Source organism: Saccharomonospora sp. NPDC046836, assembly GCF_040645195.1.
Lineage (GTDB): Bacteria > Actinomycetota > Actinomycetes > Mycobacteriales > Pseudonocardiaceae > Prauserella_A.
The window spans coordinates 11,956-25,626 of the sequence record NZ_JBEYXW010000044.1 but is presented as its reverse complement, the minus strand read 5'-3'; the positions used below and the strand labels follow the sequence as shown (position 1 = coordinate 25,626).

Genomic DNA, 13,671 nt, shown 5'->3' with positions numbered 1-13,671 from the left:
CCCCGGGTCGGTTCCCGCTGGCGATCAGGCCGACTTCTTCGCGTCGGTGTTGATGTTCTGCTTCGCGACCTCGACCAGCGAGGCGAAGGCCGCGGCGTCGTTCACAGCGAGCTCGGCGAGGATCTTGCGGTCGACCTCCACCCCGGCGGCCTTCAGGCCCTGGATGAACCGGTTGTAGGTCACGCCGTTCTGACGAGCCGCCGCGTTGATGCGGGTGATCCACAGCTGGCGGAAGTCACCCTTGCGGGCACGGCGGTCCCGGTAGGCGTAGTTGAGGGAGTGGAGCGTCTGCTCCTTGGCCTTGCGGTACAGCCGCGAACGCTGGCCGCGGTAGCCACTGGCCAGTTCGAGAGTTGCGCGACGCTTCTTCTGGGCGTTCACCGCCCGCTTGACGCGTGCCACGGGTCCATCCTGTCGATCAGGGGGCGCGTCGGGGCACCCCGGTGGTTACGGCGAGTTCCTCAGCGGCCGAGCAGCCGCTTCACCCTGCGCACGTCGGCGGCGGCGACCTCGACGGTGCCCTCGAGACGGCGGGTGACCCTGCTGGACTTCTTCTCCATCAGGTGGCGGCGGCCGGCCTTCTGGCGGCGGATCTTGCCGCTGCCCGTCACGCGGACGCGCTTGGACATCCCGCTGTGGGTCTTGTTCTTCGGCATCTTTCCCTCTTTCAAACGGCAGCACACCGTCGGCCGGTGTGCTGCTGTGCGTGGTCTCGGCCGACGCTGGCCGTCACGACTCGGCGTTCTCGGCTTCCTTGGAAACCTTCGACTTCGCCTTCGCGTTCTTGTGCGGCGCCAACACCATGATCATGTTGCGGCCGTCCTGCTTCGGTGACGACTCGACGAACCCGAGCTCGGAAACATCGTCAGCGAGCTTCTGCAGCAGCCGGAATCCGAGTTCCGGCCGGGACTGCTCGCGCCCGCGGAACATGATCGTCACCTTGACCTTGTTGCCAGCCGAGAGGAAGCGGGACACGTGCCCCTTCTTCGTCTCGTAGTCGTGCTGGTCGATCTTGGGACGCAGCTTCTGTTCCTTGATGACGGTGAGCTGCTGGTTGCGGCGGGACTCACGGGCCTTCTGCGCGCTCTCGTACTTGAACTTGCCGAAGTCCATGAGTTTGGCCACTGGCGGGCGTGCCTGCGGTGCGACCTCGACGAGGTCGAGGTCGGCCTCCTGGGCGAGCCGCAGTGCGTCCTCGATACGGACGATGCCGACCTGTTCACCGTTCGGTCCCACGAGGCGAACCTCGGGGACACGGATGCGCTCATTGATGCGCGTCTCGGAGCTGATGGGGCCTCCTTGGTCCAAGTGTCGTTGTTCTTCTCGACCTGGTGCCCACATACCGCGGGCCCCGGTCACACGTACCTCGTACCCGTGTGCGGGGCCCTCAATCCGATCGCTACCCGGAAAACCCAGGCTTTCCGCGAGGCACGAACGGTTTCAGCCGTTCGTGCCTCGCGGGACCGGACCCGGCCGCCTCGTGTTGCTCGGCGGCGACTCGGGTGGGAGCGGGGCTCCACTTGCGGCCCCCGATCGCTCGGAGGCTGGTCGCTCGTGGAAGGGTACCAGACGTGGAGCAGAACGCTTTTGCGCAGCCCGGAAATTCCCGCGACGCCAGGGACCTGCACGACATCCCGAGCGTGGAGGTCATCAGCCGGGCGGCGGTCATGCTGCTCTCCGCCGCCGCCGAACGGCTGGGACTGGCCGACGCGGACCCCGACAACAGCCCGCATCGAGACCTCGACGAGGCGCGTCGGCTCATCACCGCGCTCGCCGGGCTGATCACGGCCTCCGCGGAGTACCTCGGGCTGCACGCCGCCCCGCTGCGGGACGGCCTGCAGTCACTGCAGAAGGCATTCCGCGAGGCCTCCGCGGTGCCCGACGCGCCGGGTCAGGGGCCCGGCGAGAAGTACACCGGGCCGGTCGCCTGACACCTCAGCTATCGAGCACGGCCAGCGCGTCGATCTCGACGAGCAGACCGTCCGGCAGGCCGACGTACACCGTCGTCCGCGCCGGGTAGGGCTCACCGACCAGCTCGTTGTACGTTGCGTTCAGCTCGGTGAAGTGCGCCGTATCCGTGAGGTAGACACGCATCATCACGACGTCGGCCATGCTGGCGCCGGCCGCCGCGAGTACGGCCTCCAGGTTCGCGAGCGTCTGCCGCGTCTGCTCGGCCACGCCACCGTCCACGACCGAGCCGGTGGCCGGGTCGATACCCACCTGACCCGCCAACTGCAGGATGTTTCCCTTGCGTTTGGCCTGCGAGTACGCGGCGACCGGCTTGGGTGCAGCGTCCGTGCTGATCGCACCGTCCGTCATCGGCTGATTCCTCCCTGTTCCTTCTTCGACCATCCACACTGGATGGACGCTTCCTCCGCGGCGGCCAGCAGGTCGGGGACCAGTGCCAGCAGGCCGTCGATGTCGAGCAGCACCCTCGGCACGGACAGTGAGGCCGCGGCGAGCACCTCACCACCGGCCCCGCGCACCGGCGCCGCAATGCAGTGGATGAAGTCCTCGTGCTCGGCGTCGTCGACGGCGTACCCGCGATCGGCCACGCGGCCGAGTTCGCCGAGGTAGCTTTCCGCGTCGCCGATCGTGTTCGCGGTGAGCCGCGGGTAGGCGATGGATCGGGCCAGCTCCTCACGCCGAGCCGTCGGCAGCGCGGACACCAGCACCTTGCCGACGGCCGTGCAGTGCAACGGGGCACGCTTGCCGACGCGCGAGTACATCCGTACCGGGTGGCGCCCCTCGAACTTGTCGATGTAGACGGCCTCGCCGTCCTCGAAGCTGGCGAGGTGAACGGTGTGCCCGGTGCGCTCGTTGAGCGCGGCGAGCGCCGGTTCGGCGCCGCGTCGCACGTCGCGCTGTTCGAGCGCCTTGTTGGCGAGGTCGAAAAGGGCGCTGCCGAGCCGGTAGTGCCGGGGCCCCTCGCGGTGCACGAAGTGATGGGACTCCAGCGTGCGCAGCAGCCGGAGGACGGTCGACTTGTGCACGCCGACCTCCTGGGCGAGCTGGTCGAGCGTCTTCGGCTCTCTGGCAAGGCTGGTCACGAGCGTCAGCGCGCGGTCGAGACTCTGGCTCATACGCGCATCACCCCCTCATCGGTCAACCGAGCCGCCGCCCACACCAGCTCGTCAGCGTCGAGCAGCGCCGCGACGACGTCGGGATGCAGTGGCTCGCCGACATCATCCTGGGTGAGCAGCGTCGCCGCGGCCTGCAGGTGCCCACTGCGCAGCCGCGTGCGGGCGTCCTCGCCGCGGAGGGTGGCCGCGAGGAACCCGGCGGCGAACGCGTCGCCTGCGCCGACGGGTTCCACCACGTCAACGGCGAGCGCGGGTTCGAACACCGGCGGCCGCCCCCGCTCCAACAGCGTCGCGCCACGCTCACCGTGTTTGACCACGATCACCGAGGGCCGCGGCAGCAGCTCGCGCAGCCGGTCCGGCTCGCCGGTCCCCCACACCTGCTCGGCCTCGTCCGCGCCGGTCAGGACGATGTCGGCGAGTCCGGCGAGCTCCGCCAGCACGGCGGGGCCCCGGCCCGCCCACAGCCCGGGCCGCCAGTTGACGTCGAACGACATGAGCCGGGTGTCACGCGGCGTCGTGAGCAGCGCGCGGACGAGGTCGAGGCAGCTGTCGGACAGTGCCGGTGTGATGCCGGACAGGTGGAGCAGCCGGGCCCCGCTCGAATCCACTATGGACGCAAGGTCGGGCCCCATCGCCGACGCCGCGGAGCCCGCCCGGTAGTACCGCATGGCGCTGCCGGAGGCGGCGGTCTCCTTGACGTAGAGGCCTGTCGGGCGCACCGGGTCGGTGTAGGCGCTGGAGACGTCGACGCCCGCAGCGGTGAGGTCGGCGAGCAGTGCCCTGCCGAACGCGTCGTCGCCGACCGCGCCCAGCCAGGCGCTCGGCACGCCCAACCCGGCGAGCGCACAGGCCACATTGGACTCCGCGCCGCCGATCGCCCTGCGCCAGGTGCGCACCTCGTGCGGGGGCGCCAGCTCGGCTGGCACGAACACCGCCATCGCCTCGCCGACACACAGCACCTCCGGCTTCTCGGGCACGCATCCCCTCCGTCTTGTCACAACCGTTGACCTTGCCGCGAACGCGATGCTACACCTTTCCAATGCGTTCTACGCAATCAGCGTTGCATATGGTGCAACCAGCAACGATGGACCCCGGCGCGCTGCGCGCTCTGCGGGAGGAGCCGCTCGACTGGCGGTTCAAGGCGCTGCCCGCGGACTGGGCGGATCGTCGGCTCGGCGAGATGGCCGCGAGCGGGACCGGGTTGTTCACCGGCGGGTTCGTCGGGCCGATCGTGGTGCTCGACGAGCACGCACTGGCGCACAACCTGCGGACGATGGCGGACTGGTGCGCCGCGCGCGGGGTAGCGCTTGCGCCGCACGGCAAGACGACGATGGCGCCGCAGCTGTTCGTCCGGCAGCTCGAGCACGGGGCATGGGGCATCACCGCCGCCAACGCGAGCCAGCTCCGTGTGTACCGCGCGTTCGGCGTCTCCCGCGTACTGCTCGCCAACCAGCTCGTGGACCCCGCCGCCCTGCGGTGGCTGGCCACCGAACTCGACCGGGACCCCGCGTTCGAGTTCTCCTGCTGGGCGGACTCCGTACGCGGCGTCGAGCTGATGACCGAGGCACTCGGCGGCGCCACGCGGCCGGTCGACGTGCTCGTCGAGTTGGGCGCGAGCGGCGGGCGCACCGGTGTGCGTGACCGCGAGACCGCGCTGGCTGTCGCCACGGCGGTCCGGGACAGCCCGGTGCTGCGTCTACGCGGCGCCGGCGGGTACGAGGGCGCGCTCGCCCACGACACCGGCGAACGCGCACTGGCCCGTATCGCGTCCTATGTGGACGAGCTGCGTGCGCTGGCGATCACACTCGCCGAGGGCGGTTTCACGGCAGCCGACGAACCGCTGCTCGTCACTGCGGGCGGCAGCGCCTACTTCGACCAGGTCGCCGACGGCCTCACCACCGGCTGGCCCGACGGCCTCGACGTGCTGCCCATTCTGCGCAGCGGCGCCTACCTGACCCACGACGACGGCTTCTACCGCGCGATGTCGCCACTCGGCGCGACACCCCGCGTGGCGGGGACACCGCTGCGGCCCGCGCTGCGCGCATGGGCGCAGGTCACGTCCAAGCCCGAACCGGAACTGGCGCTGCTCACACTCGGCAAGCGCGACGCGTCGTTCGACGAGGGGCTGCCCGAACCCCAGCTGCACCGGCCCGCGGGCGGCCCGGTGCGCGAGCTGCGCGGCCACACCGTGACCGAGCTCAACGACCAGCACGCGTTCGTGGCGTTGCCACCGGACTCACCGCTGGAGGTGGGCGACTGGGTGGGGCTCGGTCTTTCCCATCCCTGCACGGTCTTCGACAAGTGGCCCATCGTCCCCGTGGTCGGCGAGGACGGCGAGACCGTCGTCGATCTGGTCCGCACCTATTTCTAGGAGACCGAAATGGACACTGTGCTGCGTGGGGCCAGCATCGCCGACGGCACCGGAGGCGAACCATACGAGGGCGATGTCGGTGTCACCGGCGGGCGCATCGCCGCGATCGGCGAGCCCGGCTCGCTGACCGGCACGCGGGTCATCGACGCGGCCGGGCTCGTGCTGGCGCCCGGTTTCATCGACATGCACGCGCACTCCGACCTCCAGGTACTCGCCGAACCGGACCATCTCGCCAAGGTCTCGCAGGGTGTCACCACCGAGGTGCTCGGTCAGGACGGACTGTCCTACGCACCCGTCGACGACTCGACGCTGGCGGCGCTGCGGGCACAGCTGGCCGGCTGGAACGACGATCCGCCCGGCTTCGACTGGAACTGGCGCTCCGTTGGCGAGTACCTCGACCGGCTCGACACAGGCATCGCGGTGAACGCCGCCTACCTCGTGCCGCAGGGGTCGGTGCGGATGCTGGCCGTCGGGTTCGCCGACCGCCCCGCCACCGAGTCCGAACTGGACACCATGAGGCGGCTCGTCGCCGAGGGCATGGCGCAGGGAGCGTTCGGTATGTCGTCGGGGCTCACCTACACGCCGGGCATGTACGCGAGCACCGGCGAGCTCGTGGCGCTGTGCGAGGTGGTCGGCGAGCACGGCGGGTACTACAGCCCACACCACCGCAGCTACGGCGCGGGTGCGCTGGAGGCGTTCGCCGAGATGGTTGAGGTGTCGCGCCGCTCGGGCTGCCCGCTGCACCTGGCGCACGCGACGATGAACTTCTCGGTGAACAAGGGCAGAGCACCCGAGCTGCTGGCCCTGCTCGACGACGCGCTCGCGGACGGCTGCGACATCACACTCGACACCTACCCCTACCTTCCTGGCGCGACCTACCTGTCGGCGCTGCTGCCGAGCTGGGCCGCGGAGGGCGGCCTCGACGCGACGCTGGCACGACTGTCCGATCCGGACACCCGCGAGCGGATCAGAGCCGAGATCGAGGAAACCGGCTCCGACGGCGCACACGGCGTGCCGATCGACTGGAACGCCATCGAGATCAACGGCGTACGCGACCCCGGCAACGCCCACCTCGTGGGACACAGTGTCGCGTCGTCGGCGCGCGCGCAGGGCCGCGCGCCGAGCGAGCTGTACTTCGACGTGCTGCGCTCGGAACGACTCGGCACGTCGTGCCTCATGCACGTCGGGCACGAGGAGAACGTGCAGGCGATCATGCGGCACCGCACGCACACCGGCGGCAGCGACGGCCTGCTCGTCGGCGACCGGCCGCATCCGAGGGCGTGGGGCACGTTCCCGCGCTACCTCGCCCGCTACGCGCGTGAGCTCGGCGTGCTCTCGCTCGCCGACTGCGTCGCGCACCTGACCGGGCGGGCCGCGCGCAGGCTGCGACTGCCCGACCGGGGCGTCGTCCGCGAGGGCTACGCGGCCGACCTCGTGCTGTTCGACCCCGAGACCGTCGCCGACAGGGCGACCTTCGACGAGCCGCGGCAGCAGGCCGCCGGCATCCCGTACGTGTTCGTCAACGGCGTCGCCGCAATCGACGACGGCCGTCCCACCGGAGCCCTCGCGGGTGGCTCCCTTCGGTCCACCGGGAGGACAGCGTGACCGGATTCGTGAGCTGGTTGCAGGAGTCGACCTCGGGCCTGCTGACGCTGGCCGCCGTGTCGATCGGCGTGCTCCTGCTGCTGATCATCCGCCTCAAGCTGGAGCCCTTCATCGCGCTCATCGTGGTCGGGCTGTTGACGGCGCTGGCGGCGGGCGTTCCGGTGGGCACACTGGTGGGATCGGCACAGCGAGCGTCGGACTCCCTGTTGGAAGGGGGCTTCGGCGGCGTGCTCGGGCACATCGCGGCCATCATCGGGCTCGGCACACTGCTCGGCGCGGTGCTGGAGAAGTCGGGCGGCGCGCAGGTGCTGACCTCGGCGCTGTTGCGCGCGTTCGGCGAGAGGCGGGCACCGCTCGCGATGGGCATCTCCGGGCTGATCTTCGGCATCCCGGTGTTCTTCGACATCGGGATCTTCGTGTTGGCGCCGCTGGTTTATGTCGCGGCGAAGCAGGGTGGGCGCTCGATCCTGCTGTACTGCCTTCCGCTGCTGGCGGGGCTGTCGGTGACGCACGCGTTCCTGCCGCCGCATCCCGGCCCGGTGGCCGCCGCGGGACTGCTGGGTGTCGATCTCGGCTGGGTGATCCTGATGGGTGCGATCGCGTGCCTGCCGGCGTGGTTCCTCGGCGGGGTGCTGTTCTCGTCGTGGATCGGCAAGCGCATCGACGTGCCGGTGCCCGAGGAGATGCTGGCCGCGGCGAAGCGCGAGGGCCCAGGCACGGCGACCGCCGCACCGTCGCTGCGGCTGGTCGCGTTCATCATCGCGGTGCCGCTGGTGCTGATCCTGCTCGGCACGTTCGGCAGCATCTGGCTCGCCGAGGGCTCGTGGCTCGCGGGTGTCGCGACCTTCGTGGGCACCCCCGCGGTGGCGCTGACCATCACTGTGCTGCTGGCGTTCTGGCTACTCGGCACGCGGCGCGGGATGACGGCCAAGGATCTCAGCGAGCTGTCGAGCGTGGCCTTGCGTCCGGTGGCGATGATCCTGCTTGTCGTCGGCGCGGGTGCCTTCTTCGGCACTGTGCTCTCGGAAACCGGCATCGGCGATGCCGTGGCGAACTCGCTCGACTCGGCCGGCCTTCCTGTGATCGTCGCCGCGTACGTGATCAGCTGCGGGATGCGCATCGCGCAGGGTTCGGCGACCGTCGCGATCGTGACCACGAGCGGCATCATCGCACCGACCGTGGCCCAGCTGGGGTACTCGCAGCCGCAGCTGGCGCTGCTCGTCGTGGCCATCGCGGCCGGCTCGATCATCGCCTCGCACGTCAACGACGGCGGGTTCTGGATCGTCTCGCGCTACTTCGGGATCTCGGTGCAGGACACGTTCAAGACGTGGACGGTGCTGGAGACGATCCTGTCGGTCGCCGGTTTCGCCGTGGCGGCGCTGCTGATGGTGCTCGTGTCCTGAAATCGGTTGGCGACCTGGGGGATGAGGTGGGTCAGATCGTCTAGATGCTGACCGGCGAGTACCGGACCTCGGGGCGGCCGACGCTGCCGTAGTGCGGCCTGCGCTCGGCGAGGCCGTTGTCCGCCAGGTACTCCAGGTATCGGCGGGCGGTCACTCGCGCGACTCCGGTGACGGCCGCGACGCCCGCGGCGGAGACACCGGCGGGAGCGTCGGCGAGCACGGCGCTGATCGCGTCGAGGGTGGCGCCGCTCATCCCTTTCGGCAGGGCGCCTTGGTCCGGTGAGCGGAGGGTCGCCAGCATGCGATCCACATCGGCCTGCCCGCTCACCTCCCCCGGCCGCGCGGCGCGTTCGCGGAACTGGGCGTAGCGCTCCAGCTTGTCGCGCAGCGAGGCGAACGTGAACGGTTTGAGCAGGTACTGCACGACACCGGCGGACACCGCGGCCCGCACGACGGCCAGGTCGCGCGCCGAGGTCACGGCGATCACGTCGACCGGCGTCCCGGCGGCGCGCAACGCCTGGCACACGGCGAGCCCATGGGTGTCGGGCAGGTAGAAGTCGAGCAGCACCAGATCGACGGGATGCCGTCCGCAGAAGCGAACCGCCGCGGCGCCGGAATGCACCACACCGGCGACCGCGAAACCGACCACCCGCTCGACGTACTGCCGGTGCGCGTCGGCCGCCACCGGGTCGTCCTCCACCACGAGCACCTTGATCATCCGGGACGTTCCTCCACGCCGCACCGTAACAACGCCGCGGCCAGCTCACGCGCCCGGCAACGGAATCCGCACGGTGAACACCGCACCGGCGGTGTTGGTCACCTCGATGGTGCCGCCGTGCCTGCGCACCGCCTGCCCGACGAGCGCGAGCCCAAGACCCCGGCCCGCCGCACCACCGTCCGGTTTGGTCGACCAGCCGCGGCGGAAAATGTCCTCCGCGGCGCCCGGCGCGATGCCGGGTCCGGTGTCGGCGACGCGCAGGAACAGCTCGTCGGGGTCGGCACGCACGGTCACGGTGACACGCGGGGCACGCTCGGCGGCCCGCTCGATCGCCGCGTCGAAGCCGTTGTCGATCAGGTTGCCGAGAATCGTGATCAGGTCGCGGGAGTCGATGCGCGCCCCGGTGTCCTGCATGGCGGTGTCCTCGGTGAGCACGAGCTCGACACCACGCTCGCTGGCCTCGCTCGACTTGCCGAGCAGCAGCGCGGCCAGCACCGGCTCTGCGACGGCGCCCACGACCCTGTCGGTGAGCTGCTGGGCGGTCTCCAGCTCCGCGGTGGCGAGCTCGACGGCCTGCTCCACCTTGCCCAGCTCCACCAGCGACACCACGGCGTGGAGGCGGTTGGCCGACTCGTGCGCCTGCGAGCGCAGCGACTCGGCGAAGCCGCGCACCGTGTCGAGCTCCCCGGTGAGGCTCTGCAGCTCGGTGTGATCGCGTAGCGTCACGACGTTGCCCATCGCGGCGTCCTCCGAGCGCACCGGCGCGACGTTCACCAGCAGCACCCGTGTCTCGGTGATGTGCAGCTCGTCGTCCCGCGGCTCGGTGGCGGTGAACGCGCTCACCAGGTCGGCCGCGAGGCCGAGCTCGGCGACCGGTCTGCCGCGTATCTCGCCGTCCAGGAAGAGCAGCTCGCGGGCTGCGTCGTTGCACAGCACGACCCGGCCGTCCCTGCCCACCAGGACGAGACCTTCGCGCACCGAGTGCAGGATCGCCCGGTAGTACTCGAACATGCTGCTCAGCTCCGCCGGCGCGACACCGCGGGTCTGCCTGCGCAGCCGCGCGCTCACCAGGAAGCTGCCGGCGACGCCCACCACGAGCACCCCGCCTGCCACCGCGAACACCAGCAGCAGTCGCTCGCGCAGCTCCGCGGAGATCGCATCCACGGTGATCCCGACGGCCACCATCGCGACGACGCGGTGGCCGTCATCGAACACCGGTGCCACGGCACGCACCGAGGGCCCCAGCGTGCCGGTGTAGGTCTCGGTGAACGCCCTGCCCTGCTGGGCCTGCGCGGTGTTGCCGAGGAAGCGCTTGCCGATCAGGGCCGCGTTCGGGTGGGTGTAGCGGATGCCGTTCAGGCTCATGATCGTGATGAAGTCGACGCCGGTGTCCATCCGGACCCGCTCGGCGACCGGTTGCAGCACCTGGCTCGGGTCCGGTTCGGCGAGCGCGTCCCGCACGCTCGGCGAGTCCGCGAGCGTCACGGCTACCGAAACGACCTCATCGGCTGCCTTGTTGTCGGTGGCCTGCACGGCGTCGGCATAAGCCAGCACCACACCACCGATCACCAGGACGCTCACCAGCACCAGCTGCAGCACGAGCAACTGCCGGGCGAGGCTCCAGCCCTTGCCCGGCGCGCCGGGCGACCACACACGCACGCGCCCATGACATCACAGCCGCCGGCGAACGAAATGAACACAAACGTGACCTGTAGCGCACAGCTGCCGATAGTCGTCGTGACGTTTTCTGACTTCGAGGAGGCAATGTTGCCTGAACAGTCGACCACGGCCGGCCAGGCGCCGAAGCGTCGCGACCGTATGCACTACCTCTACCTCGCGGTGATCGCCGCGGTAGTGCTCGGCGTGATCGTCGGCTTTGCCGTCCCGGATCTCGCTGAAGAGCTCAAACCGCTCGGCACCGGTTTCGTGGCGCTGATCAAGATGATGATCAGCCCGATCATCTTCTGCACGATCGTGCTCGGCATCGGCTCCGTCGCCAAGGCGGCGAAGGTCGGCAAGGTCGGTGTGCTGGCACTCGGCTACTTCCTGCTGATGTCGACCTTCGCTCTGGCCATCGGCCTGCTGGTGGGCAACATGCTGCACCCGGGCGAGGGCATGCATCTCGACCCGAGCGCGGCCGAATCGGTGCGGGCGCAGGCCGAAGGCGGCGAGGGCACCGTCGACTTCCTGCTCGGCATCATTCCCGAGACCATGGTCTCGGCGTTCACCGCCGGTTCGGTGCTGCAGACCCTGCTGGTGGCGCTGCTCGCCGGCTTTGCACTGCAGAAGATGGGCCGCACAGGCGAACCGATCCTGCGCGGCATCGAGCACGTCCAGCGGCTCGTGTTCCGCATCCTTGCGATGATCATGTGGGCAGCGCCGGTCGGCGCGTTCGGTGCCATCGCGGCCGTTGTCGGCGAGACCGGCTGGGATGCACTGCGCAGCCTGGCCGTCATCATGATCGGGTTCTACCTGACCTGCCTGGTGTTCGTCTTCGGGGTGCTCGGTGCGGCGCTGTGGATCGGGGCCAGGATCAGCGTGTTCAAGCTGCTGCGCTACCTCGGCCGTGAGTTCCTGCTGATCGTGTCGACCTCGTCGTCGGAGTCGGCGCTGCCGCGGCTCATCGCGAAGATGGAGCACCTCGGCGTGAGCAAGCCCGTCGTGGGCATCACGGTGCCGACCGGCTACTCGTTCAACCTCGACGGCACCGCCATCTACCTGACCATGGCGACGCTGTTCATCGCGACCGCGCAGGGCAGCCCGCTCGGTGTCGGTGAGCAGATCTCGTTGCTGGTCTTCATGATCATCGCCTCGAAGGGGGCCGCGGGCGTCAGTGGCGCCGGTATCGCGACCCTCGCCGGTGGGCTCCAGTCGCACCGGCCCGAACTGGTCGACGGCGTCGGCTTCATCCTCGGCATCGACCGGTTCATGTCCGAGGCGCGGGCGCTGACCAACTTCGCGGGCAACGCGGTGGCCACCGTGCTGATCGGGTCGTGGACCAAGGAGTTCGACCGGGAGAAGGCGCACCGGGTGTTCGCCGGAAAAGATCCGTTCAACGAGGCAACGCTGGTCGACGACCACAAGCCACCTGCCGAGACCGAGCCGGCACGAGAGCCGGTTCACGCCTGAGAGCCCCGGCGCCGGCCTGCCCATCCCCTGCCGGCCCGGAGAATCCCCGCACACCGGGATTCGCTCACCGCCAGGGTCCGGTCCGCGATCGCGGACCGGACCCTGGCGGCTTGTCAGGCCAGAACAGCGCGCAGGCCACGCAGCCCGCGCCGCATCATGGCGGCGTGGTTGAGGCGGAACACCGGATGCGCCACCGCCGAGAGCGTCCTGAGCAGCGGCGTGCGCACCACGACGTCCTGCGCGATCTCCAACCGGGTCCCTCCCCCACATTCCAGCACCCGGCCACGCAACGAGCCTTCGAGGTCGCCGGTGAGTGCCACGGCGAGCCTGCCCTCGTGCGGCTCCTCCTCCACCCGCGTCATCCGCAGCCGCAACGCGTACGGCAGCATGGCCCGGCACACGAGCTCCGCGGTGTCGTCGTCGACCTGCCGCACCGAGCGCACATCCGGCCACCACACGGGATAGCGGCCGAGGTCGACGACCGCGGCGAACACGCGGTGTGCGGGAGCACTGAGCGTCCAGTCGGTCCGGAACCGGTAACGGGTCAACGGCACAGTGCCAGTATGGCCACTATCCGTTCACAGGCGGTCGAGAACGGCATCCAGCTCGCCGAGCAGCCTGGCTTTGGGGCGTGCGCCGACGATCGTCCACACCGGTTGGCCCCTGTGGAACAGGATCAGTGTCGGCGCCGACATGATCTGGTACCTGCGGGCGGACTCGACGTTCTCATCCGTGTTGACCTTGCACACGGTGAGCGTCCCGGACCGGTCACGTGCGATGTCCGCCAGCACCGGCGCGATCATGTGGCACGGCGGGCACCACTGGGCCCAGAAGTCCACCAGGACGGGCCTGTCGTGCCGGAGCACCTGCTGCTCGAAAGTGGCGTCGGTGACCGCGAACATCTCGCCGGACACGGTGGTCGGTGACATCAGAACTCCTCGGACTTGACGGTGCACGGGTCGAGGTGGCGCGCCAGCGCGGTCGCCAGCTTGGCGCGCAGGCTCGCGCGCACCGCGTTGAGCCGGTCGACGAGCTCGTCCACCTCGGCCAGCTTGCGTTCGTAGACCTCGATCGAATCGGCGCACGAGTCCCCGCGGTCGTACCCTGCGCGCAGGCATTCGACGAACGGCCTTGTGTCGTCCAGGCTCAAGCCCACCGCCTGCAATGTCAGGATCTCGGTGACGAGGCGGAAGTCCTGCTCGTCGTACTCCCTGTATCCGTTCGCCGACCGGTGTGCCGTGAGCAGGCCCTGGGATTCGTAGAACCGCAGTGCCCTGGACGTTGTCCCCACTCGCTGGGCGAACTCGCCGATACGCATGGACCGAAGGTAAACGTTGACGCCGAGGTCAAGGCAAGTTCCTC

Annotated in this window: 16 protein-coding genes; 5 read left to right on the top strand and 11 right to left on the bottom strand. The window is 69.8% G+C overall.

Annotated features, from left to right (window positions below; genetic code table 11):
* Positions 1–24: 24 nt before the first annotated feature.
* From rplT to infC, 3 genes are all read right to left on the bottom strand, one after another.
* The gene (gene rplT / locus ABZ863_RS31225) at positions 25–402 is read right to left on the bottom strand and encodes a 50S ribosomal protein L20 (RefSeq protein ID WP_358543007.1); all 378 of its coding nucleotides are present in this window, start codon (positions 400–402) and stop codon (positions 25–27) included.
* Positions 403–461: 59 nt separating this feature from the next.
* Positions 462–656: a 50S ribosomal protein L35 gene (gene rpmI / locus ABZ863_RS31220; RefSeq protein ID WP_358543004.1), complete on the bottom strand. Its 195-nt coding sequence runs from the start codon at positions 654–656 to the stop codon at positions 462–464.
* A 73-nt stretch (positions 657–729) separates the two neighbouring features.
* Positions 730–1,341: a translation initiation factor IF-3 gene (gene infC / locus ABZ863_RS31215; RefSeq protein ID WP_358543049.1), complete on the bottom strand. Its 612-nt coding sequence runs from the start codon at positions 1,339–1,341 to the stop codon at positions 730–732.
* Positions 1,342–1,571: 230 nt separating this feature from the next.
* Here infC and ABZ863_RS31210 point away from each other — a divergent pair, with 230 nt between their 5' ends.
* Positions 1,572–1,931 carry a DUF1844 domain-containing protein gene (locus ABZ863_RS31210; protein WP_358543002.1) on the top strand — a complete coding sequence of 120 codons (360 nt, stop codon included), beginning with the start codon at positions 1,572–1,574 and terminating at the stop codon, positions 1,929–1,931.
* A gap of 4 nt (positions 1,932–1,935) precedes the next feature.
* On the opposite strand, the gene ABZ863_RS31205 is transcribed toward ABZ863_RS31210, so the two are convergent.
* From ABZ863_RS31205 to ABZ863_RS31195, 3 genes are read right to left on the bottom strand one after another with little or no spacing between them, the layout of a single operon-like run.
* Complete coding sequence (locus tag ABZ863_RS31205; RefSeq protein ID WP_358542999.1) at positions 1,936–2,319, bottom strand: Rid family detoxifying hydrolase; 384 nt, start codon at positions 2,317–2,319, stop codon at positions 1,936–1,938.
* Positions 2,316–3,083, bottom strand: coding sequence for an IclR family transcriptional regulator (locus ABZ863_RS31200; RefSeq protein WP_358542996.1), 768 nt, complete (start codon positions 3,081–3,083; stop codon positions 2,316–2,318). The genes ABZ863_RS31205 and ABZ863_RS31200 overlap by 4 nt, the downstream gene beginning before the upstream one ends.
* Positions 3,080–4,060: a sugar kinase gene (locus ABZ863_RS31195; RefSeq protein ID WP_358542994.1), complete on the bottom strand. Its 981-nt coding sequence runs from the start codon at positions 4,058–4,060 to the stop codon at positions 3,080–3,082. Before ABZ863_RS31195 ends, ABZ863_RS31200 begins: the two co-directional genes overlap by 4 nt.
* An 89-nt stretch (positions 4,061–4,149) precedes the next feature.
* Between ABZ863_RS31195 and ABZ863_RS31190 the strand changes: the two genes are divergently transcribed.
* From ABZ863_RS31190 to ABZ863_RS31180, 3 genes are read left to right on the top strand one after another with little or no spacing between them, the layout of a single operon-like run.
* Positions 4,150–5,454 carry an amino acid deaminase gene (locus ABZ863_RS31190; RefSeq protein ID WP_358542992.1) on the top strand — a complete coding sequence of 435 codons (1,305 nt, stop codon included), beginning with the start codon at positions 4,150–4,152 and terminating at the stop codon, positions 5,452–5,454.
* A gap of 9 nt (positions 5,455–5,463) precedes the next feature.
* Entirely contained in the window at positions 5,464–7,059 is a 1,596-nt protein-coding gene (locus ABZ863_RS31185; RefSeq protein WP_358542989.1) for a D-aminoacylase, read from the top strand.
* The gene (locus ABZ863_RS31180) at positions 7,056–8,462 is read left to right on the top strand and encodes a gluconate:H+ symporter (RefSeq protein ID WP_358542987.1); all 1,407 of its coding nucleotides are present in this window, start codon (positions 7,056–7,058) and stop codon (positions 8,460–8,462) included. Before ABZ863_RS31185 ends, ABZ863_RS31180 begins: the two co-directional genes overlap by 4 nt.
* Positions 8,463–8,502: 40 nt before the next feature.
* Here the strand turns inward: ABZ863_RS31180 and ABZ863_RS31175 are convergent, their stop codons facing one another.
* Entirely contained in the window at positions 8,503–9,180 is a 678-nt protein-coding gene (locus ABZ863_RS31175; protein ID WP_358542984.1) for a response regulator, read from the bottom strand.
* 45 nt (positions 9,181–9,225) lie between these two features.
* Entirely contained in the window at positions 9,226–10,839 is a 1,614-nt protein-coding gene (locus tag ABZ863_RS31170) for a sensor histidine kinase (RefSeq protein ID WP_358542982.1), read from the bottom strand.
* A 159-nt stretch (positions 10,840–10,998) separates the two neighbouring features.
* On the opposite strand from ABZ863_RS31170, the gene ABZ863_RS31165 reads away from it, so the two are divergent.
* On the top strand, positions 10,999–12,309 hold the full coding sequence (locus tag ABZ863_RS31165; protein ID WP_358543046.1) for a cation:dicarboxylase symporter family transporter: 1,311 nt from the start codon (positions 10,999–11,001) through the stop codon (positions 12,307–12,309).
* Positions 12,310–12,422: 113 nt separating this feature from the next.
* On the opposite strand, the gene ABZ863_RS31160 is transcribed toward ABZ863_RS31165, so the two are convergent.
* From ABZ863_RS31160 to ABZ863_RS31150, 3 genes are read right to left on the bottom strand one after another with little or no spacing between them, the layout of a single operon-like run.
* Positions 12,423–12,863, bottom strand: a complete 441-nt coding sequence (locus ABZ863_RS31160) for an SRPBCC family protein (RefSeq protein ID WP_358542979.1) — start codon at positions 12,861–12,863, stop codon at positions 12,423–12,425.
* A 24-nt stretch (positions 12,864–12,887) separates the two neighbouring features.
* Entirely contained in the window at positions 12,888–13,238 is a 351-nt protein-coding gene (trxA, locus tag ABZ863_RS31155; protein WP_358542977.1) for a thioredoxin, read from the bottom strand.
* Complete coding sequence (locus ABZ863_RS31150; protein WP_358542975.1) at positions 13,238–13,627, bottom strand: MerR family transcriptional regulator; 390 nt, start codon at positions 13,625–13,627, stop codon at positions 13,238–13,240. Before ABZ863_RS31150 ends, trxA begins: the two co-directional genes overlap by 1 nt.
* Between the last annotated feature and the right edge of the window lie 44 nt (positions 13,628–13,671).

Coding starts and splice junctions, on each gene's coding strand:
- ABZ863_RS31205 (WP_358542999.1), bottom strand. CDS start 2,319: ATGACGGACGGTGCGATCAGCACGGACGCTGCACCCAAGCCGGTCGCC.
- trxA (WP_358542977.1), bottom strand. CDS start 13,238: ATGTCACCGACCACCGTGTCCGGCGAGATGTTCGCGGTCACCGACGCC.
- ABZ863_RS31185 (WP_358542989.1), top strand. CDS start 5,464: ATGGACACTGTGCTGCGTGGGGCCAGCATCGCCGACGGCACCGGAGGC.
- ABZ863_RS31200 (WP_358542996.1), bottom strand. CDS start 3,083: ATGAGCCAGAGTCTCGACCGCGCGCTGACGCTCGTGACCAGCCTTGCC.
- ABZ863_RS31150 (WP_358542975.1), bottom strand. CDS start 13,627: ATGCGTATCGGCGAGTTCGCCCAGCGAGTGGGGACAACGTCCAGGGCA.
- ABZ863_RS31175 (WP_358542984.1), bottom strand. CDS start 9,180: ATGATCAAGGTGCTCGTGGTGGAGGACGACCCGGTGGCGGCCGACGCG.
- rpmI (WP_358543004.1), bottom strand. CDS start 656: ATGCCGAAGAACAAGACCCACAGCGGGATGTCCAAGCGCGTCCGCGTG.
- ABZ863_RS31190 (WP_358542992.1), top strand. CDS start 4,150: ATGGTGCAACCAGCAACGATGGACCCCGGCGCGCTGCGCGCTCTGCGG.
- ABZ863_RS31165 (WP_358543046.1), top strand. CDS start 10,999: ATGCACTACCTCTACCTCGCGGTGATCGCCGCGGTAGTGCTCGGCGTG.
- infC (WP_358543049.1), bottom strand. CDS start 1,341: ATGTGGGCACCAGGTCGAGAAGAACAACGACACTTGGACCAAGGAGGC.